This is a genomic window from Streptacidiphilus sp. PAMC 29251, assembly GCF_054208735.2.
This window is the reverse complement of record NZ_CM135725.2, coordinates 8,562,475-8,583,000: the sequence shown is the minus strand read 5'-3', so window position 1 is coordinate 8,583,000 and position 20,526 is coordinate 8,562,475. Positions and strand designations below refer to the sequence as shown.

General features: G+C 71.4%; 19 protein-coding genes, 1 tRNA gene and 2 pseudogenes. 8 read left to right on the top strand and 14 right to left on the bottom strand.

Annotated features, from left to right (window positions below; genetic code table 11):
- Nucleotides 1-66 precede the first annotated feature (66 nt).
- Nucleotides 67-861 carry an SDR family NAD(P)-dependent oxidoreductase gene (locus ACXKR8_RS40640; RefSeq protein WP_458269529.1) on the top strand — a complete coding sequence of 265 codons (795 nt, stop codon included), beginning with the start codon at nucleotides 67-69 and terminating at the stop codon, nucleotides 859-861.
- 22 nt (nucleotides 862-883) lie between these two features.
- Here ACXKR8_RS40640 and pgi read toward each other — a convergent pair whose 3' ends face one another.
- From pgi to ACXKR8_RS40615, 5 genes are all read right to left on the bottom strand, one after another.
- Nucleotides 884-2,548 carry a glucose-6-phosphate isomerase gene (gene pgi / locus ACXKR8_RS40635; protein ID WP_458269528.1) on the bottom strand — a complete coding sequence of 555 codons (1,665 nt, stop codon included), beginning with the start codon at nucleotides 2,546-2,548 and terminating at the stop codon, nucleotides 884-886.
- A 58-nt stretch (nucleotides 2,549-2,606) separates the two neighbouring features.
- Nucleotides 2,607-3,809, bottom strand: coding sequence for a sensor histidine kinase (locus ACXKR8_RS40630; protein WP_458269527.1), 1,203 nt, complete (start codon nucleotides 3,807-3,809; stop codon nucleotides 2,607-2,609).
- On the bottom strand, nucleotides 3,806-4,387 hold the full coding sequence (locus ACXKR8_RS40625) for a response regulator (RefSeq protein WP_458275214.1): 582 nt from the start codon (nucleotides 4,385-4,387) through the stop codon (nucleotides 3,806-3,808). The genes ACXKR8_RS40630 and ACXKR8_RS40625 overlap by 4 nt, the downstream gene beginning before the upstream one ends.
- Nucleotides 4,388-4,804: 417 nt before the next feature.
- On the bottom strand, nucleotides 4,805-5,278 hold the full coding sequence (locus ACXKR8_RS40620; RefSeq protein WP_458269526.1) for an ATP-binding protein: 474 nt from the start codon (nucleotides 5,276-5,278) through the stop codon (nucleotides 4,805-4,807).
- A 106-nt stretch (nucleotides 5,279-5,384) separates the two neighbouring features.
- Nucleotides 5,385-5,789 carry an STAS domain-containing protein gene (locus ACXKR8_RS40615; protein ID WP_458269525.1) on the bottom strand — a complete coding sequence of 135 codons (405 nt, stop codon included), beginning with the start codon at nucleotides 5,787-5,789 and terminating at the stop codon, nucleotides 5,385-5,387.
- Nucleotides 5,790-6,063: 274 nt separating this feature from the next.
- Here ACXKR8_RS40615 and ACXKR8_RS40610 point away from each other — a divergent pair.
- Nucleotides 6,064-6,878, top strand: a pseudogene (locus ACXKR8_RS40610) (RNA polymerase sigma factor SigF).
- A 139-nt stretch (nucleotides 6,879-7,017) separates the two neighbouring features.
- The gene (locus tag ACXKR8_RS40605) at nucleotides 7,018-7,251 is read left to right on the top strand and encodes a DUF6458 family protein (protein WP_458269523.1); all 234 of its coding nucleotides are present in this window, start codon (nucleotides 7,018-7,020) and stop codon (nucleotides 7,249-7,251) included.
- Nucleotides 7,252-7,344: 93 nt separating this feature from the next.
- Here the strand turns inward: ACXKR8_RS40605 and ACXKR8_RS40600 are convergent, their stop codons facing one another.
- The 4 genes and pseudogenes from ACXKR8_RS40600 to ACXKR8_RS40585 form a co-directional block, all read right to left on the bottom strand.
- Nucleotides 7,345-8,175, bottom strand: coding sequence for a hypothetical protein (locus ACXKR8_RS40600; RefSeq protein ID WP_458269522.1), 831 nt, complete (start codon nucleotides 8,173-8,175; stop codon nucleotides 7,345-7,347).
- A complete protein-coding gene (locus ACXKR8_RS40595; RefSeq protein ID WP_458269521.1) occupies nucleotides 8,175-8,843 on the bottom strand; it encodes a hypothetical protein in 669 nt (222 codons plus the stop codon). Before ACXKR8_RS40595 ends, ACXKR8_RS40600 begins: the two co-directional genes overlap by 1 nt.
- A 173-nt stretch (nucleotides 8,844-9,016) precedes the next feature.
- Nucleotides 9,017-10,560, bottom strand: a pseudogene (locus tag ACXKR8_RS40590) (DEAD/DEAH box helicase).
- 172 nt (nucleotides 10,561-10,732) lie between these two features.
- Nucleotides 10,733-10,806, bottom strand: a tRNA-Met gene (locus ACXKR8_RS40585).
- A 127-nt stretch (nucleotides 10,807-10,933) separates the two neighbouring features.
- Between ACXKR8_RS40585 and ACXKR8_RS40580 the strand changes: the two genes are divergently transcribed.
- From ACXKR8_RS40580 to ACXKR8_RS40570, 3 genes are all read left to right on the top strand, one after another.
- Nucleotides 10,934-11,899 (top strand): DUF1152 domain-containing protein, encoded by a 966-nt coding sequence (locus ACXKR8_RS40580; protein ID WP_458269519.1) that lies wholly within the window; start codon nucleotides 10,934-10,936, stop codon nucleotides 11,897-11,899.
- Between the two features lie 402 nt (nucleotides 11,900-12,301).
- Nucleotides 12,302-13,471: a magnesium and cobalt transport protein CorA gene (locus ACXKR8_RS40575; RefSeq protein WP_458269518.1), complete on the top strand. Its 1,170-nt coding sequence runs from the start codon at nucleotides 12,302-12,304 to the stop codon at nucleotides 13,469-13,471.
- A 28-nt stretch (nucleotides 13,472-13,499) separates the two neighbouring features.
- Entirely contained in the window at nucleotides 13,500-13,916 is a 417-nt protein-coding gene (locus tag ACXKR8_RS40570) for a HEAT repeat domain-containing protein (RefSeq protein ID WP_458269517.1), read from the top strand.
- On the opposite strand, the gene ACXKR8_RS40565 is transcribed toward ACXKR8_RS40570, so the two are convergent.
- The gene (locus ACXKR8_RS40565; protein ID WP_458269516.1) at nucleotides 13,900-14,379 is read right to left on the bottom strand and encodes a hypothetical protein; all 480 of its coding nucleotides are present in this window, start codon (nucleotides 14,377-14,379) and stop codon (nucleotides 13,900-13,902) included. The genes ACXKR8_RS40570 and ACXKR8_RS40565 overlap by 17 nt on opposite strands.
- A gap of 82 nt (nucleotides 14,380-14,461) precedes the next feature.
- Here ACXKR8_RS40565 and ACXKR8_RS40560 point away from each other — a divergent pair, with 82 nt between their 5' ends.
- Nucleotides 14,462-14,983 (top strand): PadR family transcriptional regulator, encoded by a 522-nt coding sequence (locus ACXKR8_RS40560; protein WP_458269515.1) that lies wholly within the window; start codon nucleotides 14,462-14,464, stop codon nucleotides 14,981-14,983.
- Here ACXKR8_RS40560 and ACXKR8_RS40555 read toward each other — a convergent pair.
- Nucleotides 14,917-15,672, bottom strand: coding sequence for a GNAT family N-acetyltransferase (locus ACXKR8_RS40555; protein ID WP_462100047.1), 756 nt, complete (start codon nucleotides 15,670-15,672; stop codon nucleotides 14,917-14,919). The genes ACXKR8_RS40560 and ACXKR8_RS40555 overlap by 67 nt on opposite strands.
- 82 nt (nucleotides 15,673-15,754) lie before the next feature.
- Between ACXKR8_RS40555 and ACXKR8_RS40550 the strand changes: the two genes are divergently transcribed.
- Entirely contained in the window at nucleotides 15,755-17,080 is a 1,326-nt protein-coding gene (locus ACXKR8_RS40550; RefSeq protein ID WP_458269513.1) for an acyltransferase family protein, read from the top strand.
- Between the two features lie 17 nt (nucleotides 17,081-17,097).
- Here ACXKR8_RS40550 and ACXKR8_RS40545 read toward each other — a convergent pair whose 3' ends face one another.
- The 3 genes from ACXKR8_RS40545 to ACXKR8_RS40535 are packed head-to-tail and all read right to left on the bottom strand — an operon-like array spanning nucleotide 17,098 to nucleotide 20,446.
- The gene (locus ACXKR8_RS40545) at nucleotides 17,098-18,834 is read right to left on the bottom strand and encodes an IlvD/Edd family dehydratase (protein WP_458269512.1); all 1,737 of its coding nucleotides are present in this window, start codon (nucleotides 18,832-18,834) and stop codon (nucleotides 17,098-17,100) included.
- Entirely contained in the window at nucleotides 18,831-19,769 is a 939-nt protein-coding gene (locus ACXKR8_RS40540; protein ID WP_458269511.1) for a dihydrodipicolinate synthase family protein, read from the bottom strand. Before ACXKR8_RS40540 ends, ACXKR8_RS40545 begins: the two co-directional genes overlap by 4 nt.
- On the bottom strand, nucleotides 19,766-20,446 hold the full coding sequence (locus ACXKR8_RS40535) for a GntR family transcriptional regulator (RefSeq protein WP_458269510.1): 681 nt from the start codon (nucleotides 20,444-20,446) through the stop codon (nucleotides 19,766-19,768). The genes ACXKR8_RS40540 and ACXKR8_RS40535 overlap by 4 nt, the downstream gene beginning before the upstream one ends.
- Between the last annotated feature and the right edge of the window lie 80 nt (nucleotides 20,447-20,526).

The following is a 20,526-nucleotide window of genomic DNA, read 5'->3' as shown; positions in this document are numbered from 1 at the left end:
TACTGATCAGTAAAGGACTGTACTACCGCTTCCACCTTCAAGGTCATCCTGGTAGCCATTGATCCCATGACGAGTCAAGCAGATCCGTTCGACCTCTCCGGACGCGTCGCCGTGGTCACCGGCGCGGGCAGCGGCATCGGACGAGCGACCGCCCAGCAACTCGCCGCCGCGGGCGCCTACGTGGTCTGCGCCGACATCAACGGGGCCGCCGCCGAGGCCACCGCCGAGGGCATCGGCAAGGCCGCGAGCGGCGCCGCGCTGGACGTGACCGACCGGGCGGCCGTGTTCACGCTGATCGAGGGCACCGCCGCCGAGCAGGGGCGGCTGGACATCCTCTGCAATGTCGCCGGGATCATCCGCACCGGCCGGGTGGTCGACGTGGAGGTCGCCGACCTGGACGCGGTGCTCGACGTCAACTTCCGGGGCACCTTCCACGGCTGCCAGGCCGCCGCGCGGATCATGTCCGCGGCCGGCCGCGGCAGCATCGTCAACACTGCCTCGGGGGCGATGGACACCGCGCAGCCGGAGATCATGAGCTACTCGGTGTCCAAGGCCGCCGTGGTGCAGCTGACCAAGAACCTGGCGGTCGAGGTCGGCCGCTTCGGGGTCCGGGTCAACGCGGTGGCACCGGGCCTGGTGCGCACCGCGATGACCGAGCGGCACTACCTGCTGCCGGACGGCAGCGTGGACGAGGCCGCCCGCGCCGCCGCCGAGAAACCGCTGCGCCGGATGTCCCCGCTGGGGATGATCGGCGAGCCGGAGGACATCGCCCACGCCGTCCGCTACCTGGTCAGCGACGCCGCCCGGTTTGTGACCGGACAGATCCTGCGCCCCAACGGCGGCGTGGCGATGCCCTGGTGACCTCACGTCAGGTGACGACTGGTCAGCGTCCGCGCAGGGTGCGGTAGCGGGTGGCCAGCGTGCCGGTGGACGAGTCCAGCGCGTCCAGCCCCTCGCCGTCGACCAGCACCGGCTCGATCTTCTTGGCGAGGACCTTGCCGAGCTCCACGCCCCACTGGTCGAAGGAGTCGATGTTCCAGATCGCGCCCTGGACGAACACCTTGTGCTCGTAGAGGGCGATCAGCTGGCCCAGCACCGAGGGGGTGAGCTCCTCGGCCAGGATGGTCGTGGTCGGGTGGTTGCCCTTGAAGGTCTTGTGCGGCACCAGCTCGGCCGGGGCGCCCTCGGCGGCGACCTCCTCCGGGGTCTTGCCGAAGGCCAGCGCCTGGCCCTGGGCGAAGAGGTTGGCCATCAGCAGGTCGTGCTGGGCGACCAGGCCCGGCTGCAGGTCGGCGACCGGCCTGGCGAAGCCCAGCAGGTCGGCCGGGATCACCTTGGTGCCCTGGTGGATCAGCTGGTAGTAGGCGTGCTGGCCGTTGGTGCCGGGGGTGCCCCAGACCACCGGGCCGGTCTGCCAGCGCACCGGCTGCCCGTCCCGGTCCACCGACTTGCCGTTGGACTCCATGTCCAGCTGCTGCAGGTAGGCGGTGAACTTGGAGAGGTAGTGCGAGTACGGCAGCACCGCGTGCGACTGGGCGTCGAAGAACGCCCCGTACCAGACCCCGAGCAGGCCCAGCAGCAGCGGGACGTTGTCCTCCGGGGCCGCGGTGCGGAAGTGCTCGTCGACCAGGTGGAAGCCGGCCAGCATCTCCCGGAAGGCGTCCGGGCCGATCGCGAGCATCAGCGACAGGCCGATCGCGGAGTCGTAGGAGTAGCGGCCGCCGACCCAGTCCCAGAACTCGAACATGTTGGCGACGTCGATGCCGAAGTCGGAGACCCCGGGTCCATTGGTCGACAGGGCGACAAAGTGCTTGGCGACCGCGTCCTTGTCCGCGCGCAGCTCGGTCAGCAGCCAGTCGCGGGCCGAGGTGGCGTTGGTGAGGGTCTCGATGGTGGTGAAGGTCTTGGAGGCGACGATGAACAGCGTCTCCGCGGCGTCCAGGTCGCGGACCGCCTCGTGCAGGTCGGCGCCGTCCACGTTGGACACGAAGCGGACCGTCAGCCCGCGGTCGGTGAAGGCGCGCAGCGCCTCGTAGGCCATCGCCGGGCCCAGGTCGGAGCCGCCGATGCCGATGTTGACAACATTGCGGATCCGCTTGCCGGTGTGCCCGGTCCACTCCCCCGAACGCACCCGGTCGGCGAAGGCGGCCATCTTGTCCAGCACCGCGTGCACGGCCGGCACGACGTTCTCACCGTCCACCTCGATCACCGCGTCGCGCGGGGCGCGCAGGGCGGTGTGCAGGACGGCGCGGTGCTCGGTGATGTTGATCTTGTCGCCGCGGAACATCGCGTCCCGCAGCTCGGCCACCCCGCGTCCGGCGGCCAGCTGCCGCAGCAGGGCCAGCGTCTCGTCGGTCACCAGGTGCTTGGAGTAGTCCAGGTAGAGGTCGCCCACCTGCAGGGCGTAGCGCTCGCCGCGCCGCGGGTCGGCGGCGAACAGCTCCCGCAGGTGCACCTCCCCCAGCTGTGCCCGGTGCTTTCCCAGCTCGGCCCACTCCGGCGAGCGGTCGAGCGGCAGCCGGTCGGAACGGGTTCCCTCGGAGGCCATCGCGTTGACTCCATTCCAGATACCAGATCACTGCAGATACATCAGTACGAAAGCGAGCCTATCCCGCAGACCGGTCCTCGGGCGGGGCGGCCACCGGCAGGCTCAGCAGGACGCCGAACCCGCCGTCGGCGGTCGGACCGGTGGTCAGGCTGCCGCCGAGCAGGGCCGCGCGCTCGCGCAGGCCGACGATGCCGTGGCCGCCGCCGGGCAGGTCGGAGAGGTCCTTCCAGGAGCGGACCTCGCGCGGCGGCGGCCCGTTCACCACCGAGACCAGCAGCCGGTCGCCCTCGGCCCGCAGCCGGACCTCGGTCCCGGCCCCCGGCGCGTGCTTGCGGACATTGGTCAGCGCCTCCTGCACGGTCCGGTACGCGGCCCGCTCCACCGGCTCGGGCAGCGCGGGCAGGGCCCCGGCCGGTCCTGGTCCTGACCCTGATCCTGGCCCCGGCATCAGCAGCACCGCTGCCACCTCGGACTCGGCCACCAGCCGGGCCAGGTCGGTGAGCCGGGGCTGCGGGGCCAGCTCGGTCGGTCCGGCGCCGGCCGCGCGCAGCACCAGGATCATGCTGCGCAGCTCCTCCAGCGTCGCCACCGCCAGCCCGCGCAGCGTCCCGGCCGTGGCCTTGACCGCCGGGTCGGTCGAGGTGACCTGGAGCGCCCCGGCCTGGACCGCGATCAGCCCGGCCTGGTGCGAGACCACATCGTGCATCTCCCGGGCGATCCTGGCCCGCTCCCGGGCCAGCACGGTCTCGGCGTGCAGCTCGCGCTCCTGGTCGCGCAGCACGGCGAGTTCAGCGATCCGTTCCGAGAGCGCTGCTCTCGTTCTGGCCAGCAGGCCCAGCGCGGCCGGGCCGGCCGCCAGCATCACCGCGTAGATCAGGTTCTGGGCCTGGTCACTGGCAGTCTCCTTGGGAAAGTCACCGAGCGGCCAGGGGATGAACATCCCGATCCCGACCAGCCCGGCGGCGATCCACACCTGCCGGACCGGGCGGCGGGAGCGGGCGACCGAGTACAGCGCGGCCATCGCCGCCACCGCGGCGGTGCCCGCGTAGAGGCCGGGCAGAGTGATCAGCAGGGCCGTCCGGGGCAGTCGGCGGCGCAGCAGCAGGGCGGCGGTGGCGACGATCGAGACGGTGAAGGTCCAGTCGCGCGGGGCGGGGAAGTTCAGCAGCGCGTCCACCGTGGACGCGGCGACCAGCAGCAGGGTGACCGCGCCCCGGCGCAGCCACAGCGGCAGGTCCGCGATCGCGGCGCGGGGGTTCACTGGATCAGCCCGGCGCGCTCGGCCAGGACCGCCGCCTGGATCCGGTTGGCGACGCCCAGCTTGGTGAGGACGGCGCTGACGTAGTCCTTCACGGTGGCGGCGCCCAGGTGCATCCTGGCCCCGATCTCGATGTTGGAGAGCCCCTGGCCGAGGAGGGCCAGCACCTGCCGCTCCCGTTCGCTGAGCCCGTCGATCGCCCGGCCGGACGCCCCGCCGCCGCGCGGTGCGCTCTCCCGCAGCCGCCGCAGCACCGGCGCGGACAGGCAGCCCGCGCCGGTGGCGACGGCGCGGACCGAGCGGGCCAGCAGCTCCGGCTCGGTGTCCTTGAGCAGGAACCCGCCCGCCCCGAGCGCCACCGCCCGGTCCAGGTACTCGTCGGTGTCGAAGGTGGTCAGCATGGCGACCTGGGGGCAGTCAGGCAGCTCACGGATGCGGCGGAGCAGGGTGAGCCCGTCCACGTCCGGCATCCGGATGTCCAGCAGCACCACGTGCGGGCGCTGCTCCTGGATCACCGCCAGGGCCTCCGGGCCGGAGCAGGTGGCGACCACCTCGATGTCGGGGGCCGTGCCGAGGATCATGGCCAGCCCGGACCGGATCAGCGCCTCGTCGTCCACCACCACGACCCGGAGCAGCGTCGGCGGACCGGCCGGACCGGGCCCGGTGCCGGCGGCGGCGTCATGCGGCAGAGGTGGAACCACGGGGTGTCCTGACGTCGTCCAGGGAACTCCGCGTGACCGTACCCCAGCGCGAATGCGCGGGCGAATCCTGGCGTACCACCAGGTCACCCCCGGTTGGCGGTCCGACGACCACCGGACGGGGGTGGTGGGTCGGTTCGAGTACGACCAGGATGGGGCGCGTGGTGCGTGTGTGCGCCTGGTGGGCGGGCACTACGGGGGGGTGCCCGTCTGCCGCGCTCCGGACGCCGCCGGGTTCCCATCCGATTCACGCCGCCGATGCCAGCGATGCCACCGATGACCCGCCGCCGGCTCCGCCGGTCAGGTGCTCGCGAGCGGCGAGCGGACCTCCAGCCAGACCGTCTTGTCGGACTCCCGGGCGACCGTGCCCCAGTTCAGGGCCAGCCGGGCCACGATGTGCAGCCCGTGCCCGCCCGGACGGGTCGCCTCGTGCGGCGTCCGCGGGACCGGCGGCGAGGCGCTGCCGTCGGAGACCTCCACCCGGAGCAGCGCGTCGGTGCAGTGCAGGGTCAGCTCACTGGGGCCGCCCGCGTGCAGGCAGGCGTTGGTGACCAGCTCGGACACCAGCAGCAGCACGTCCTCGGCCACCGCCTCCTGCTCGTCGTTGCGGGCCGGAAGCCAGTTCCAGTCGTGCAGGGCCGTCCGGGTGAAGTCGCGGCAGCGGCCGACGACCCCCCGGGTGCCGGACAGCGCGAGCCGCCTGGTCTGGCCGCCCGGCGGCAGACCAGGGCGCACCGGGGCGCCGTCGGGTCCCTGGGGACGGGTCGTACTCATGGCGTCTCACCCCGCTGTGCTCCGCGTGCCGGCCTGCCCACTGCGTCTCTTCCTCTGCTGTCCTCCTGCCCCGGGGCCAGGGGTGAACACCTGCCCGGGAACCCGCTCAAGAGATCGCCAGTGCCGCGTCCAGCGAGGCGTGGACGGTGAACACCGTCGACGCCCCGGTGATCTCGAACATCCGGGCCACCGCCGACCGCAGCGCGGCCAGTTCGATCACCCGGTTCTCGGACTCCGCCCGCAGCCGCGCCCCGAGCAGGACGTTCAGCCCGGTCGAGTCGCAGAACTCCAGATCCGCGCAGTCCACCACGACCCGCCCGGGACCGGCGTCCAGCGCCTGGTCCAGCAGTGCACGGAGCGGGGGCGCGGTGTCCTGGTCCAGTTCCCCGTGCAGGGTGAGCACGGCGACACCGTCCTGCGTCCGCAGTCCTACGGTGAACCGGTCGCTGCCACCGACCGGAACGGTCGGCAGACTGCCGGAGTCGGATGCCCCGACGCCTCCATGGTCCATCTGTCCTCTTTCGTCCCTCGGCCGGTCTGTGAGCTGATCCACAGCGCCTCCCACCGTATCCGAAACCAGGCCGGAAGCGACCGGCGCCGGGGGAATCCCCCAGCAGATCGAGGGTATGGGGAAGGTGGAGCGGCTCACACCCACGGCCCGGACATGACCGCCAGTCACGTACGCGGACCCCGAAGAAGGAGCATCCGTGACCACACATGCGATCAGCCCGCAGCGGACGGCGGCGCGACAGGGCTTAGCGGGCCCGTCCCCGGCGGACGCGCCCCTGCCGGATCTGCCGGATCTGCCGGAGATTCCGTCGGCCAGGGCGGTCTCCCCCGCGAACGCCCGGGCCCTGTCCAAGGTCCTCTTCGTCCGGCTGCGCGAGCTGGAGGAGGGGACGCGCGAGTACTCCTACGTCCGCAACACCCTGGTCGAGTTGAACCTGGCCCTGGTGAAGTACGCGCGGCGGCCAGGTTCCGCACCCGCAGCGAGCCGATGGACGACATCATCCAGGTCGGCACGATCGGCCTGATCAAGGCGATCAACAGGTTCGACCTCGACCGGGGGGTGGAGTTCCCCACCTTCGCGCTGCCGACCATCAGCGGTGAGATCAAGAGGTTCTTCCGGGACACCAGTTGGGCGGTCCGGGTGCCGCGACGACTGCAGGAGCTGCGGCTGGACCTGGCGAAGGCCACCGACCGGCTGCAGCAGGCGTTGGACCGCGCGCCGACCACCGCCGAACTGGCGCGGGAGCTGGGGATCGGCGAGGCCGAGGTGGCCGAGGGCCTGTGCGCGGGCAACGCCTACACGGCGGGTTCGCTGGACGCGACGGACGAGGACGAGCGGACCGGGAGCAGCCGGGCGTACCGGATCGGCTACGAGGACCCGGGCATGGCCGGCATCGAGAACCATAAGTCGCTGAAGCCGCTGATCGCCGGACTCGCCCCGCGCGACCGGCTGATCCTGTCGCTGCGGTTCGTCGCCGACATGACCCAGTCCGAGATCGGCGAGGAGCTGGGCCTCTCCCAGATGCATGTCTCCCGCCTGCTGTCGCGGACCCTGCTGAAGCTCCGCGAGGGCCTGCTGACGGAGGATTAGAACTGCTGCGAAGGGCTGCTGCTGACGGCGGCGCCGAGCTGATCCGGGCTCGGCGCCGCAGGCGTGTCCGGGGACGGATCGCGGGTAGGCGCAGGTTCCGGCAGTAGGGAACACCGACGTGTGAAGGAGTGTCTGGGACATGGGTATCGGAGGCTGTATCGGGGTCTTCGCGCTGGGCGCGATTCTCACGTTCGGCGTGAACTGGCATGTGTCAGGAATGAACCTCACGATCGTCGGGGTGATCCTGATGGCCGCCGGCCTGCTCGGCGTCGTCACCATCGCCGGCATGTACCGGCGTCGCCGTCCGCCGATGGGTGTCGGCGGCATCGGCGAGGGCGAGGAGATCGTCCGCGAACGCCGCTACTACGAATAGTCCGTTGAAGCTGAATTGGACGTGAAAGGGCCCCGATGCGGTGGTACTCGCATCGGGGCCCTTTCACGTGCGTTTCACACGCGTGCGGATCGATCAGAGGGTGAGCAACTGGTTGAGCACCCGGCGGTACTCCTGCAGCGCGGTGCGCAGGTCCTCGGTCGGGACGGCGTTGTCGTGCGCGGCGCTGGCGGCGCCGCCGTCCTTGCTCCAACGGCCGTGCAGTTCGTTCCGACGGGCCGATATGGCCTCGGTGAGCTGCGTGGAGACCTGCTCGACCAGGGTCTCGGCCTGCTCCACGGCGTGGCGCGGGTCGTCGACGAAGTCGATCTGGATGGTCTGCCAGCGGTCGCGCAGCTTCTCCGAGACCGAGTCCTCGAAGAACCGGTTGGCATTGGGGTCGGTCGCCGCGGGGGTGGTGGCCGCGGGGGTGGTGGCCGCGGAGGTGGTGGCCGCGGAGGTGGCCGCGGAGGTGGCCGCGCCCGCGGTGACCAGGTCGGCGTCCCGGTCCGTGTCCCGGTCTGTGTCCCGGTCGAAGTCCTGGTCGGTGCTTCGGCCGGTGTCCGTGCTGCCGAAGGCGCTGCCGCCGAAGACGGCGCTGTCGGCGGACGAGGACTTCCGGTCCGACTCGTCCTGCTGGTCGTGCTCTCCCAGCGCGTCACGGTCGACGTCGTCCACGTGGTTCACGTCGTCGGCGTCGTCCACGTCGTCGCCGAGCGGCGTGCTCGCGGCCTCGGCCGTGGCGGGGGCGCGGGGGTCGTCCTGGTCGGCGTGGTCGTGGTCGTGGTCGGCGTGATACGCGACGTCGGAGTCGGATCCGGCCTCGGTCTCGGTGACCTCCGGGGTCTCCTGCTCGGGGTCGTCGTTCTCACGCAGGGCACGGCTCTGGAGGTTCTCGCCGCGCTCGGCAAACCGGGGGTCAGTCATCAGTTCGTCCTCTCAGTCGTCCCGTTGGCCGGCTCGCTGACCGGTTGCTCGCTCGGTTCCTCGGTGGTGGCTGCCGCGGCTTCGGCGGGTGCGGCCTTGGTGGTGGGCGCGGCCGTAGTGGTGCCGGTGGAGCTGTCGCCGTTGTCGCGTACCAGTTCGTCGAAGGTCTCGCGGGCCCGTACGAAGGCGTCCCTGAGCTCCTCGGTGGTCGCGTCGCCCTGGTCGGCCCGCTCGGCCGCCTTACGGGAGACGCGGTAGCCGTCGAGTGCCCGGGCGTGGTGCACGGACAGGGCGGCGTACTGGTCGTCGTCCGGGTAGCCGCGCTCCCGCAGCACCTCGGTCAGCAGGTGGTCCGCGTCGATGACCGCCTTGGCCGGCGCGTCCACGAACTGCTCCTGCAGTGCGGTCCAGCGGGCCAGGTAGCGCTCCTGCTGGGCTGCCTCCAGGGGGTGGAGGTCCAGCTCGTCGGCCCTGCTGACGCGCTCGGAGAGCTCACGCTCGGCTTCCTTGGTGTCCCCGCTGTGCTCGGACACCGTTCGTTCGTACTCGGGCCCGAACTGCTGCTGAAGACGGCGGCTGCGCATCTGCGGCATCGCGACCGCAACCCCGATCAGGGCGACCACGACGACGGCCACCACCACGATCACAATGATCAAACCTGTGGACATGCCGTTCCTTTCCTGCGGATTGCAGCACGTGTTCCACAACGTGCTGCCTTGACAGGCGACTTACCGGATTCCCCGAATTCATGTCCGAGTGGCATGACGAAGGGCCCCGTACCGGAGCGGTACGGGGCCCTTCAGACAGTGCAGTTGCCTGTGTGTCAGGTTTTGTCGGTGTATCAGGCCGCGCGGGTCGGGCGGGCGCCGCCGCCCGAGGCGGGACGGCGCGGACGACGGCCGCGGCTGCCGCCGGCGCCACCGTTGCCGCCGCCACCACTACCGCCGCCGCGCGGGCCGCGCGAGCTCTGGGTGGGGACCGCGGCGGCCGGAGCGGCGATGACCACGGGCACGCCGCTGGGCTTGCGGGCGCCGGTGATCCGGGCCAGCTCGGCGTCGCCGCCGGAGGAGACCCGGTCGTTGTTGGGGGTGATCCCGGCGTCGGCCATCAGCCGCGCCATCTCCCGGCGCTGGTTGGACAGCACCAGGGTGACCACCGTGCCGGACTCGCCGGCCCGGGCGGTACGGCCGCCGCGGTGCAGGTAGTCCTTGTGGTCGGTCGGCGGGTCGATGTTGACGACCAGGTCGAGGTTGTCCACGTGGATGCCACGCGCCGCCACGTTGGTGGCGACCAGCGCGGTGATGTGGCCCTCCTTGAACTGCTCGAGGACCCGGTTGCGCTGCGGCTGGGACTTGCCGCCGTGCAGCGAGGCAGCGCGCACGCCGTTGGCGAGCAGCTCCTTCGCCAGCTTGTCGGTGGCGTGCTTGGTGTCCATGAACATGATCACGCGGCCGTCGCGGGCGCCGATCTCGACGGCGACGGCGCGCTTGTCGGTATCCGAGACATAGAGCACATGGTGCTCCATGGTGGTGATGGTGCCGGCCGACGGGTCCACCGAGTGGGTGACCGGGTCGGTCAGGAAGCGGCGGACCAGGCGGTCCACGTTGCGGTCCAGGGTGGCCGAGAACAGCATCGTCTGGCCGTTCGGGATGACCTGCTCCAGCAGCGCCGTGACCTGGGGCAGGAAGCCCATGTCGGCCATCTGGTCGGCCTCGTCCAGGACGGTGATGCCGACCCGGTCGAGCCGGGCGTCGCCGCGGTCGATCAGGTCCTTGAGCCGGCCGGGGGTGGCGATCAGCACCTCGGCGCCGCGGCGCAGCGCACCGGCCTGGCGGCCGATGGACATGCCGCCGACGACCGTGGTGATCCGCAGGTTCACGGCGGTGGCGTAGGGGTGAGCGCGTCGGTGACCTGCTGGGCCAGCTCACGGGTCGGGACCAGGACCAGGGCCAGCGGGCACTTGGGCTCGGCCCGGCGGCCCGCGGTGCGGGCCAGCAGCGCCAGGCCGAAGGCCAGGGTCTTGCCGGAGCCGGTCCGGCCGCGGCCGAGGACGTCGCGTCCGGCCAGGGTGTTGGGGAGGGTCGCGCCCTGGATCGGGAACGGCTCGGTGACGCCCTCACGGGTGAGGGTGGAGAGCAGGGCGTTCGGCATGTCCAGGTCGGCGAAGCTGGTCACGGCCGGGAGCGCCGGGGTGGTGCTGACCGGCATCTCGAACTCGCCCTGCGGGGCGGTGTTGGTACGGCGGCGCGGCGGGCCCTGGGCCGGACGGCCCCGGAACTGGCCGCCGGCGCTGCTGCCACCGCCGCTGCGGGTGCTGGTCCCGGCGGGCCTGCCGAAGCGGGTGCCGGTGCGCTGGTCGTTTGAACGGCTGGTGCGATGGTTCACAGAGAACCTTTCCTCGTAGCGGCACGCTTCGAGGAGAGCTCCGCAGCACTGGGCGCGGAGGATCGCAAGAACGAGCCAGGGGGCGGCGGAGAGTCTTCTCCGCAGGGGGTGAGCGGACTCACACGCAAAACTCTGTAGGCCCAGCGAGAACGCCGGGCCTACAGAGTTCAAGTAGCGGGGGCAGGATTTGAACCTACGACCTCTGGGTTATGAGCCCAGCGAGCTACCGAGCTGCTCCACCCCGCGTCGGTTCCTCAACTGTAGCAGAGCCCGTGGATCAACCCACGTCCATTAATCCCCAGGTCAGTCGGCAGTCGGGTCGGCAGACCGGATTCCCGTGCCGCCCGGCCCCGGCTTCGCTAGGGTCCGGCGGGTGTTCTCCCTCCTGGAACCCCCGCTGTTCACCCGGCTGCGCGACGCCCGCCGGATCCTCGTCGCCGGCGCGGGCGGGGGCTTCGACATCTACGCGGGGCTGCCGCTCGCCCTGGCGCTGCGCGCCTCCGGCAAGGAGGTGCATCTGGCGAACCTCTCCTTCGCCGACCTGGACGGGCTCGACCTGGGGGTCTGGCTGGCCCCTGACGTCGCCGCGATCCGCCCCGGCACGGTCGCGCGCGGCGACTACTTCCCCGAGCGCTCGCTGGCCCGCTGGCTGGAGCTGCAGGGCATGCCCAGCACCGTCCACGCGCTGAGCCGCACCGGCGTGGCGCCCCTGCGCGCCGCGTACCGGGCCCTGGTGGACCAGCTCGGCGGGGTGGACGCGATCGTGCTGGTGGACGGCGGCACGGACATCCTGATGCGCGGTGACGAGTCCGGCCTCGGCACCCCAGAGGAGGACATGGCCAGCCTGGGCGCGGTCAGCGGCATGCCGGAGATCCCGCAGCGGCTGGTCAGCTGCCTGGGCTTCGGCATCGACGCCTTCCACGGCGTGAACCACGTCCAGGTGCTGGAGAACCTGGCCGCGCTGGAGCGGGACGGCGCCTACCTGGGTGCGCTCTCGATCCCCCGCGACAGCAGGGAGGGCGCCCTCTACCTGGACGCGGTGGCGCATGCGCAGGCCTCCACCCCGACCCATCCGAGCATCGTCAACGGCTCGATCGCGGCGGCGCTGCGCGGGGAGGTCGGCGACGTCCAGTTCACTGAGCGGACCAGCAGGAGCGAACTGTTCGTCAATCCGCTGATGGCGGTGTACTTCACGGTCGACCTGGTGGGGCTGGCCGAGCGCAATCTGTACCTGGGGCTGCTGGAGCGGACCCAACTGACCCGGCAGATCAGTTCCCTGGTCGAGTCGTTCCGGGAGGGGCTGCCGGCCTGGCGCCCGCCCCGAATGTTTCCGCACTGAAGGTTTTCGCACGGAAGTGTTCTCGCGCTGAAGTGTTCTCGCACTCAAGTGTTCTCGCACTGGACGTTTCCGAACCGACCCCGGCGGGCACAGATACGGGCCGGTCCGACTACACTGCCAGGTGGCTGTGACGTGAGTTGACGTCCGAGGTTGCGACAGGTGGCGACAGCAAGGAGGTGAGAAGCAGTGGAGAGCAGTAGTCCGGGTCGAAGTCGGACCCGCCCCCGGCCCCCACTTTCTCCTTCCGGTTCCCGGTCCCCGTACCGCTGCGCACCCCGCCTCCGCCCCGTTCGACGCTAGGAGCGTTTCCCTCCTCCTGGGTCGCGGTCCGCGGAGCCCGGCCCCGTCGCACGCGTGCAGGGGAACCCCGGGTCGCGGGACAACCCCTGGAGGTATCCAGCCATGTCCGAATGGCGTGTACGTGCCGTCCGCGCGAGCAAGCGGCCCTTCTCCCGGCCGGTGGCCGACCCTGCCGGTTCGGCAGGGCCCCGAGCCCCCGAGCACTCGATGGATCCCCGGCAGGAGCACCGCTCCGAGCCGGTGTCGCTGGAACGCTCCATCGTCGACGCCGCGGTCTACCGGGACGGGATCCGGGTCGCCACGCCGACCAGCCTCGACGACATCTACCAGCAGGTCCCGGGCAAGCCCGGCAGCCTGGTCTGGATCGGCCTGTTCCGCCCGGCCGCCGCCCAACTGCTGCAGGCTGCCGAGCGCTTCGGGCTGCACGAGCTGGCCGTCGAGGACGCCATCGTCGCCCACCAGCGGCCCAAGCTGGAGCGCTACGGCGACACCCTGTTCGTGGTGCTGCGCGCCGCCCGCTACCTGGACGACGTGGAGGAGGTCGACTTCGGCGAGATCCACCTCTTCGTCGGCCCGGACTTCGTGCTCACCGTCCGGCACTCCCAGTCCCCCGACCTCTCCGCCGTCCGGCGCCGGCTGGAGGCCGACCCCGAACTGCTGGCGCTCGGCCCCGAGGCGGTGCTCTACGCCGTGCTGGACGCCGTCGTGGACGGCTACGCGCCGGTGATCGGCGGGCTGCAGCACGACATCGACGAGATCGAGACCGAGGTGTTCCGGGGCGACAAGCAGGTCTCCCGGCGCATCTACGAGCTCTCCCGTGAGGTGATCGAGTTCCAGCGGGCGACCCGGCCGCTGCTGGAGATCCTGAAGAACCTGGAGGCCGGCTTCCTCAAGTACGGCACCAACGAGGAACTCCAGCGCTACCTCCGCGACGTCGCCGACCACGCCACCACGGCGGCGGAGCGGGTGGACGGCTTCCGGCAGATGCTGCAGAACATCCTCACCGTGAACGCCACCCTGGTCTCCCAGGCCCAGAACGAGGAGATGAAACTCCTGGCCGAGGCCGGCCACGCCCAGAACGACGAGATCAAGAAGATCTCCTCCTGGGCGGCGATCCTCTTCGCCCCCACCCTGATCGGCACCGTCTACGGCATGAACTTCGCCAAGATGCCCGAACTGAAATGGGCCTTCGGCTACCCCTTCGCCATCGCCCTGATGGGAGCCGTCTGCGCCACCCTCTACCTCGTCTTCAAACGCCGCAACTGGCTCTGACGGGCAGGCACTCTCAGGAGGACGCCATGTGAACGCCCTGCACCGGGCCCTGGAGGCGTTGACCGACCGCACGCCTCGCACACGGGACATCGCCGCTGCCGAACTCGGCGACCTTCTGCGCGGCCACGCACTCGACGCTCCCACTGCCGTGCTGGTTGTAGCCCGCCTGGTCGCCTTCACCGTCAACGAGCCCGACCGGACTGTCCGCGAGTCGGCGCTGAACTCGATCAGTGAGGCGTTCAACCACTACCGTCTGCCACTGGAGCTGTTCACGGCACTGGTGCCCGAACTGGAGGGCTCGGAACCCGAACTCATCGGTCACACCCTCTACATCCTGGGCGCGACCCAGGACCCAGCGGCAGCCGCACTGATCCGGCCCCTCCTCGGCCACGCCGACCCTTCGGTGCGCGAGGAAGCCGTACTCGCCCTCACCGAGATTCCCTGACCAGGAGGTCGCCGGTGCTCGGCGATTCCTTGGCGTGGGCCCGGGTCGCGCGGAGGGTGGTTCGGGCTATCAGGGGGGTGCCGAGCAGGGTGGGGAGGATCCAGGCGACGGGTGAGCCCAGGCCGAGGTTCACGACGAGGAAGGCGGTGACGAAGGAGATGTAGGAGCCGCACATCAGGCCGATGTGCCACAGCAGCCAGCCGTTGAAGCGCCGGCGGCGGGCCCACCAGCCGCCGAGGGCGGCGGACCAGGTGGCGGCGGCGATGACGCCGAGCCACCACAGGGTGGGCTTCTCCGCCACGAGACCGAAGGCGCTGAGGCAGAGCAGGGAGGTCAGGGCCTGATAGGCGAGGCCGAGCCGGGGATGCCAGCCCGCCCGTTTCGGTACCAGCATCGCCGCGGGGCCGACGAGCAGGCCGAGGCTTCCGGCCAGGATGTGGACGACCAGTAGGGCAGTGCGCATGGTTCCCCCTCGACATGACACAGTGGACTGTCACAACGGAGCCAACACCGTCCACAGTGGACTGTCAAGACTGGAAGGCACGATGGCCGAACTCAATCCGACCGCGGCATCACTGCTGGGCTTCCTGCATGCGGGCGAGGCCAGCGGGTTTGAGCTGGTGGAGATCGCCGAGGCGTTCATCGGTGACTTCTGGAGCCTGACCCGCAGTCAGATCTACCGTGAGTTGGCCGCGATGGCCGAGCGCGGCCTGATCCAGGCCGGCCCCACCGGCCCGCGATCGCGGCGTCCGTACCGGCTGACCGACGCGGGCCGCGAGGCGTTCGCGGCCTGGCTCGCCCAGCCACCGGGACCCGAGCAGATCCGCTTTCCGCTGCTGCTCACCCTGGCCTTCGGCGCCTCGATCGATCGCGAAAAGCTGCTGGAGTTCATTGCCGGGCACCGCGTCGAGCACGAACGGCGCTTGGCCGTCTACCTGACGACAGCGGCGGCGAACGGGCTCGATCCCTATCAGCGGGCGACGCTGGCCTTTGGCATCCGTTACGAGGAGGCGGTCCTCGCCTGGATGGACGAGATCCCGGTCATCCTCGCGGACGCTGCGCCATAGCCGCGGCGGGGGCGGGACCGGGGGCGGAAACAGGTGCAGCGGGGCGCGGTGGCGCCGAGGTGGGGTAGGCAGGGGGCCAGGCCGTCGATGGTGGCGTCGATGCGGGGGCCGGTCTGCCAGCGTTCGCGGGTGATGCGCAGCCGGTGTTCGGTGATGGCCTTGCCGCGGACCACCTGGCGGTTGACGCCGTCCGGCTCGTAGCCGAGTTTGCGGGAGACCGCGAGCGAGGCCGGATTGTCGGAGAAGGCACCTGACCTGGCCTGTTCCGCGCCCAGCCCGGCGAAGGCGAGGTGCAGCACGCCGGCCCGCATCTCGGTGCCGATGCCCTGGCCGTGGTGCTCCAGGCCGATCCAGGAGCCGGTGCGGACCTCGCGCAGGATGGCGAAGTCGCCGGCGGCGACCTCCTGCACGCCGACGACCACGCCGTCCTTGAAGACCCCGAGCAGCAGCGACCAGTCCTCGGGCGTCCAGGTGCCCAGCCGCTGCCAGAAGTGCTGGATCACGGAGCGGGCCCGCTCGGCCGGGGGCAGGTCGGTCCAGGGGTAGTTGAAGGGCATCAGGGCCGGATCGTGGACGCCCCTGGCGGCGAGGTCGCCCAGCGCAGCAAGCTCCTCGCCTTGGGGGAGTCGCAGCTCCAGCCGGGGCGTGCTGACGCGGAGGCCCAGCAGGGGCCAGTGATCGATGAGCATGTTCCATTGTTGCGGACACGAATCGATTGCGGCATCCGGTTTTACCCCGACCGGCCAGGGGTGGCAGGGCAGCATTCCCGACATGACGAGAGACCGCTATGTCGACTTCCTGCGGGCCCTGGCGATCTGCCTGGTGGTGCTGGGCCACTGGCTGATCACCGCGCTGGTGCGGCAGCCGGACGGCACGCTGCGCGCGCCCGAGCTGCTGGCGACGATCCCCTGGACGCAGTGGCTGACCCTGGGCTTCCAGATCATGCCGCTGTTCTTCCTGGCCGGCGGCTACGCGGCGGGCGGTTCATGGGCCCGGCACCGTGCGGACGGGGGCGCGGGCGTGCCGTGGATCCGGGGGCGCGCGGTGCGGCTGCTGCTGCCGACGGCGGTGTACTCGGGCCTGGTCCTGCTCGCGGTGGCGATCAGCGCGGGGGTGGGCGTCGATCCGGGGACGCTGGCGATGGTGGGCTGGGCGATGGGGATGCAATTCTGGTTCCTGCCGGTGTATCTGCTGCTCAGCGCGCTCACACCGGCCCTGCACGCGGCGCATCGGCGGTGGGGGCTGCTGGCACCCCTGATGCTGGGGGCGGTCGCGGTCGCGGTCGATCTGCTGGTGCTGGCGGCGCACGCGCCCTTTGTCGGCCTGGTCGACTATGTGCTGGTCTGGGGCGTCGCCTATCAGCTTGGATTCTGCTGGCGGGACGGGCTGCTGACGCGCAGTCAACTCCTCCCCGCCGCGATGGCGGCGGTGGGAGCGGTGGCGTTCGCGGGGCTGGTCGGCTTCGGCCCGTTCCCGGTGAGCCTGATCCTGGTCAGCGACGAGACCGTGAGCAACACCAATCCCCCCTCGGTGGCGATGCTGTCCTGGGCGGTGGCGCAGATCGGCCTGTGCCTGCTGGCCGCGCCCGTCGTACGGCGGTGGTTGGCGCGGGAGCGCGTGTGGCAGAGTGTCCGGCCCGTCGGCGGGGCCAGCATGACTCTCTACCTCTGGCACATGCTGCCGGTGCTGGTCGCGGCGGCGGCGTTCTACCTGACCGGGATCGCGCCCGAACCGGTCTACGGGTCGGGCAGTTGGTGGGCATTGCGGCTGCCCTGGCTGCTGCTGCTCACAGCGGTCCTGGCCGGCATCGTGGTGCTGCTGCAGCCGCTGGAGCGCGCGCTGACCGGCATCGGGGCGCGGGTCCGGCCGGACGGGCCGGTGCGGTGGCCGCTGCTGCTGTGGCTGGGCCTGGCGGCGAGTGTCGCTGCGCTGTGCCGGTTCGCGGTGCAGGGTTTCGCCCACGACGGACGCTTCCCGCTGCTCCCGGCACTCGGGCTGGCCTTGGGCGCGGCGCTGGTGATTCTGCCTCAGGGGCGCAGCGCGGGAGGTGAGTTGCAGGAAGGGATGGCCGCCGAGCCCGCATCAGTGGTGGGCTGACGCGGTGCCGCAGACGCTCAGTGCGGGTCAGGGAAGGGGTCGCGTCCCGGGTGGGCCAGGAAGTCGAAGTCGCAGCCCTCGTCGGCCTGGGTGACGTGCTCGGCGTAGAGAGAGCCGTAGCCGCGGCGGAACACCGGCTGCGGGGGCGTCCAGGCGAGCCGCCGTGACTCCAACTCCGCTGGTTCGATTTCGAGTTGGAGCAGTCGCCGCTCCACGTCCAGGGTGATCGGATCCCCGGTGCGGACCAGCGCGAGCGGGCCGCCCGCGTGGGATTCCGGGGCGATGTGCAGCACGCAGGTGCCGTAGCTGGTGCCGCTCATCCTGGCGTCGGAGATCCGGACCAGGTCGGTCACCCCTGCCTCCAGCAGGTACGCGGGGATCGGCAGCATCCCGTACTCGGGCATTCCGGGGCCGCCGAGCGGGCCCGCGCCGCGCAGTACCAGCACGGTGTCGGCGGTGATGCCGAGGGCCGGGTCGTCGATGCGCTCGCGCAGTTCCGTGTAGGAGTCGAAGACGACGGCCGGGCCGGTGTGGCGCAGCAGTGCGGGGGTGGCGGCCAGGTGCTTGATCACGGCGCCGCCGGGGGCGAGGTTGCCGTGCAGCACGGCGAGGCCGCCCTCCTCGGCGACCGGTTTGCCCGGGGTGCGGATGGCGGGTCCTGTGGTCTCCGCGTCGGCGTAGTACGCGCCGAACGGGTGGCCGGCGACGGTCGGCCGATCCGGGTGCAGCGCCCCCGGGACGGTGCTCAACTGCCGCAGCAGGGACGGAAGTCCGCCCGCGTAGTAGAAGTCCTCCAGCAGGTACTCCCCCACCGGGCGGACGTCGGCGAGCACCGGCACCCGGCGGCCGATGGCGTCGAAGTCCTCCAGCGAGAAGGGGACGCCGACCCGTCCGGCCATGGCGATCAGGTGGATCAGGGCGTTGGTGGACCCGCCGAGGGCGAGGACGGTCGCGGCCGCGTCCTCGAATGCCTCGCGGGTCATGACCACGGCGGGGGTGGTGTCCTCGCGAACCAGCCCGACGATGCGGAGGCCGCTCGCGGCGGCCATCCGGTGGTGGGCGGAGTCGACCGCAGGAATGGCGGAGGATCCAGGCAGCGCCATGCCGAGGGCCTCGGCCGCCGCGGTCATGGTCGAGGCGGTGCCCATGGTCATGCAGTGGCCCGGCGAGCGGGCCAGACCGCAGGAGAGCTGCGACATCTCGCACTCGCTGATCCGTCCGGCCCGGTACTCGTCCCAGTAGGCCCAGAGATCGGTACCGCTGCCCAGGGTCCGTCCCCGGTGGTGTCCGCGCAGCATCGGCCCGGACGGGACGACCAGGGCCGGCAGTCCGGCGCTGGCCGCGCCCATCAGCAGCGCGGGGACGGTCTTGTCGCAGCCTCCCATCAGCACCGCGCCGTCGATGGGATAGGAGCGGAGCAGTTCCTCGGTCTCCATGGCGAGGAGGTTGCGGTAGAGCATCGGGGTGGGCTTCTGGAAGGTCTCGGAGAGGGTGGCCACCGGGAACTCCAGCGGAAACCCTCCGGCCTGCCAGACACCGCGCTTGACCTGTTCGGCCCGTTCGCGCAGGTGCATATGGCACGGGTTGATCTCGGACCAGGGGTTGAGGACGGCGATGACCGGCTTGCCGAGGTGCTCCTCGGGCAGGTACCCGAGCTGCCGCAGCCGAGAGCGATGGCTGAAGGCACGGAGGCCGCCTCCGAGGCCGCTGTCGTCGCCGAACCAGGCGGCGCTGCGCAGAGGCTTGCCGCTCATAGCCAGCCCTCCTGTCCCCAGTCGGTGATCGACGCGGCGATGCGGGCCCGGAGCGGGCCCGGGAGCAGCCGCGACGGGGGCCGTACCGCGCGGTCGCAGAGGCCGAGTTGAGCCAGGGCCTCCTTGACCACGCTTACGTTGTCGGCGGCACTGTCGGCGGCACGGAGTTCCTCGAAGCTACGGGCCGACTCCCAGACGCGCATGGCCTCGGCGCGGTCGCCGGCCCGGAGTGCGGCGAGCAGGGCCAGCGAGAGTTTGGGCACGACATTGACCAGGCCGGAGGTGAAGCCGGTCGCACCGACCGCCCAGTACCCGGGGGCGGAGAGTTCGGCCAGCCCGGCCACCCAGCTGAGGCCGTCCGACCGGACGTCCGATCCGGTGCCCCCGGCGGTAGAGGCGGTAGAGGCGGTAGAGGCGAAGCGGACCGGGTCGGGAACGGCGTACTTCACCCCGATCAGGTTGGGGCAGCGGTCGGCCAGGGCCCGGATCTGGGCGCCGCCGATCCGCTCGTCCCGGATGTAGAGCACCACACCGAGGGTCGGGGCGACCTCGGCGATGGCGCGGTGGTAGTCGATCCAGCCCTCGGCGGAGCGGTAGGGATGCACCGGTTGATGCACCATCAGCGAGCTTGCCCCCGAAGCGGCAGCATGGCGGGCGGCGCTGGTCGCGGTCGCCAGGTCCAGGCCCACGCCGACCATGACGTGCGCGCCGCCGCCTGCCGCCGACACCGCGGACTCGACCGCGCGGCGGGCCTCGGCCGGGCTCAGCGCGTAGAACTCGCCGGTGTTGCCGTTGACGGTGACCGTGCCGATGCCATGGGCGACCAGGCGGGCGATCAGGGCGGCATGGGCGTCCCAGTCGATGCTGCCGTCCGGGTGGAACGGGGTGACCGAGATGGCGACGACCGTGTCCAGTGGCGTCCGGCGCACGGTCATCCTTCCGCCCCGACAGAGTCGGCGTCGGCGAACATGCGGGCGGCGAAGGCGCTGAGATGACTGTGCATCAGCGTCCGCACCAGGTCGGCGTCCCCCGTCTCGGCGGCCGCCAGGATCGCCCGGTGCTCGCGTGCCTCGACCTCCCAGGACGGCGCGGCCGCCCAGGCCGCCCCGGCCGCGAGCGCGGTCCGGTCGCGCAGCTCGTCCAGGGACTTCACCAGCAGCGGGTTGCCGCAGCCGGCGTAGAGCGCCCGGTGGAAGTCACGGTTGGCCAGCGAGCGGTCGGCGGAGTCGGTGGCCAGATCGGCCCGGTCCAGGGCCTCCACGGCAGCCTCCCAGCGACGGCCGCCAGCGGCAGCGGCGGCGGCGGTGGTGCGGGCCGCGGCCGCGGGTTCCAGCAGCAGCCGCATCTCGTGGACGCAGCGGACCATCCCCTGGTCCAACTCGCAGACCGAAGCCCCCCGGTAGGGGCTCATGACCACCAGTCCGGAGCCGGCCAGGGTCTTCAGCGCCTCCCGCACCGGCGTCTTCGACACTCCGAGCCGAGCCGCCAGCTCGGTCTCGACCAGCGCCTGCCCCGGCTTCAGCTCACCGGCCAGGATGGAGTGCCGGATGGCGTCGAGCACCGCCTCGGTACGGGACGGCAACGAGCCGGGACGGGGCAGGGTGTCAGGCACGCGAGGCTCCCGGGGGGTGGCTGATTCCACATCAGATATCTCATATATGATGTGCGATCGAACCTAGCCCCGCAGAACAG

Bases quoted from the DNA above. Each gene is read 5' to 3' on its own strand.
- ACXKR8_RS40640 (WP_458269529.1), top strand. From the start codon at position 67: ATGACGAGTCAAGCAGATCCGTTCGACCTCTCCGGACGCGTCGCCGTG.
- pgi (WP_458269528.1), bottom strand. From the start codon at position 2,548: ATGGCCTCCGAGGGAACCCGTTCCGACCGGCTGCCGCTCGACCGCTCG.
- ACXKR8_RS40625 (WP_458275214.1), bottom strand. From the start codon at position 4,387: ATGATCCTCGGCACGGCCCCCGACATCGAGGTGGTCGCCACCTGCTCC.
- ACXKR8_RS40620 (WP_458269526.1), bottom strand. From the start codon at position 5,278: ATGAGTACGACCCGTCCCCAGGGACCCGACGGCGCCCCGGTGCGCCCT.
- ACXKR8_RS40615 (WP_458269525.1), bottom strand. From the start codon at position 5,789: ATGGACCATGGAGGCGTCGGGGCATCCGACTCCGGCAGTCTGCCGACC.
- ACXKR8_RS40605 (WP_458269523.1), top strand. From the start codon at position 7,018: ATGGGTATCGGAGGCTGTATCGGGGTCTTCGCGCTGGGCGCGATTCTC.
- ACXKR8_RS40600 (WP_458269522.1), bottom strand. From the start codon at position 8,175: ATGACTGACCCCCGGTTTGCCGAGCGCGGCGAGAACCTCCAGAGCCGT.
- ACXKR8_RS40595 (WP_458269521.1), bottom strand. From the start codon at position 8,843: ATGTCCACAGGTTTGATCATTGTGATCGTGGTGGTGGCCGTCGTCGTG.
- ACXKR8_RS40575 (WP_458269518.1), top strand. From the start codon at position 12,302: ATGTCCGAATGGCGTGTACGTGCCGTCCGCGCGAGCAAGCGGCCCTTC.
- ACXKR8_RS40565 (WP_458269516.1), bottom strand. From the start codon at position 14,379: ATGCGCACTGCCCTACTGGTCGTCCACATCCTGGCCGGAAGCCTCGGC.
- ACXKR8_RS40560 (WP_458269515.1), top strand. From the start codon at position 14,462: ATGGCCGAACTCAATCCGACCGCGGCATCACTGCTGGGCTTCCTGCAT.
- ACXKR8_RS40555 (WP_462100047.1), bottom strand. From the start codon at position 15,672: ATGCTCATCGATCACTGGCCCCTGCTGGGCCTCCGCGTCAGCACGCCC.
- ACXKR8_RS40550 (WP_458269513.1), top strand. From the start codon at position 15,755: ATGACGAGAGACCGCTATGTCGACTTCCTGCGGGCCCTGGCGATCTGC.
- ACXKR8_RS40545 (WP_458269512.1), bottom strand. From the start codon at position 18,834: ATGAGCGGCAAGCCTCTGCGCAGCGCCGCCTGGTTCGGCGACGACAGC.
- ACXKR8_RS40540 (WP_458269511.1), bottom strand. From the start codon at position 19,769: ATGACCGTGCGCCGGACGCCACTGGACACGGTCGTCGCCATCTCGGTC.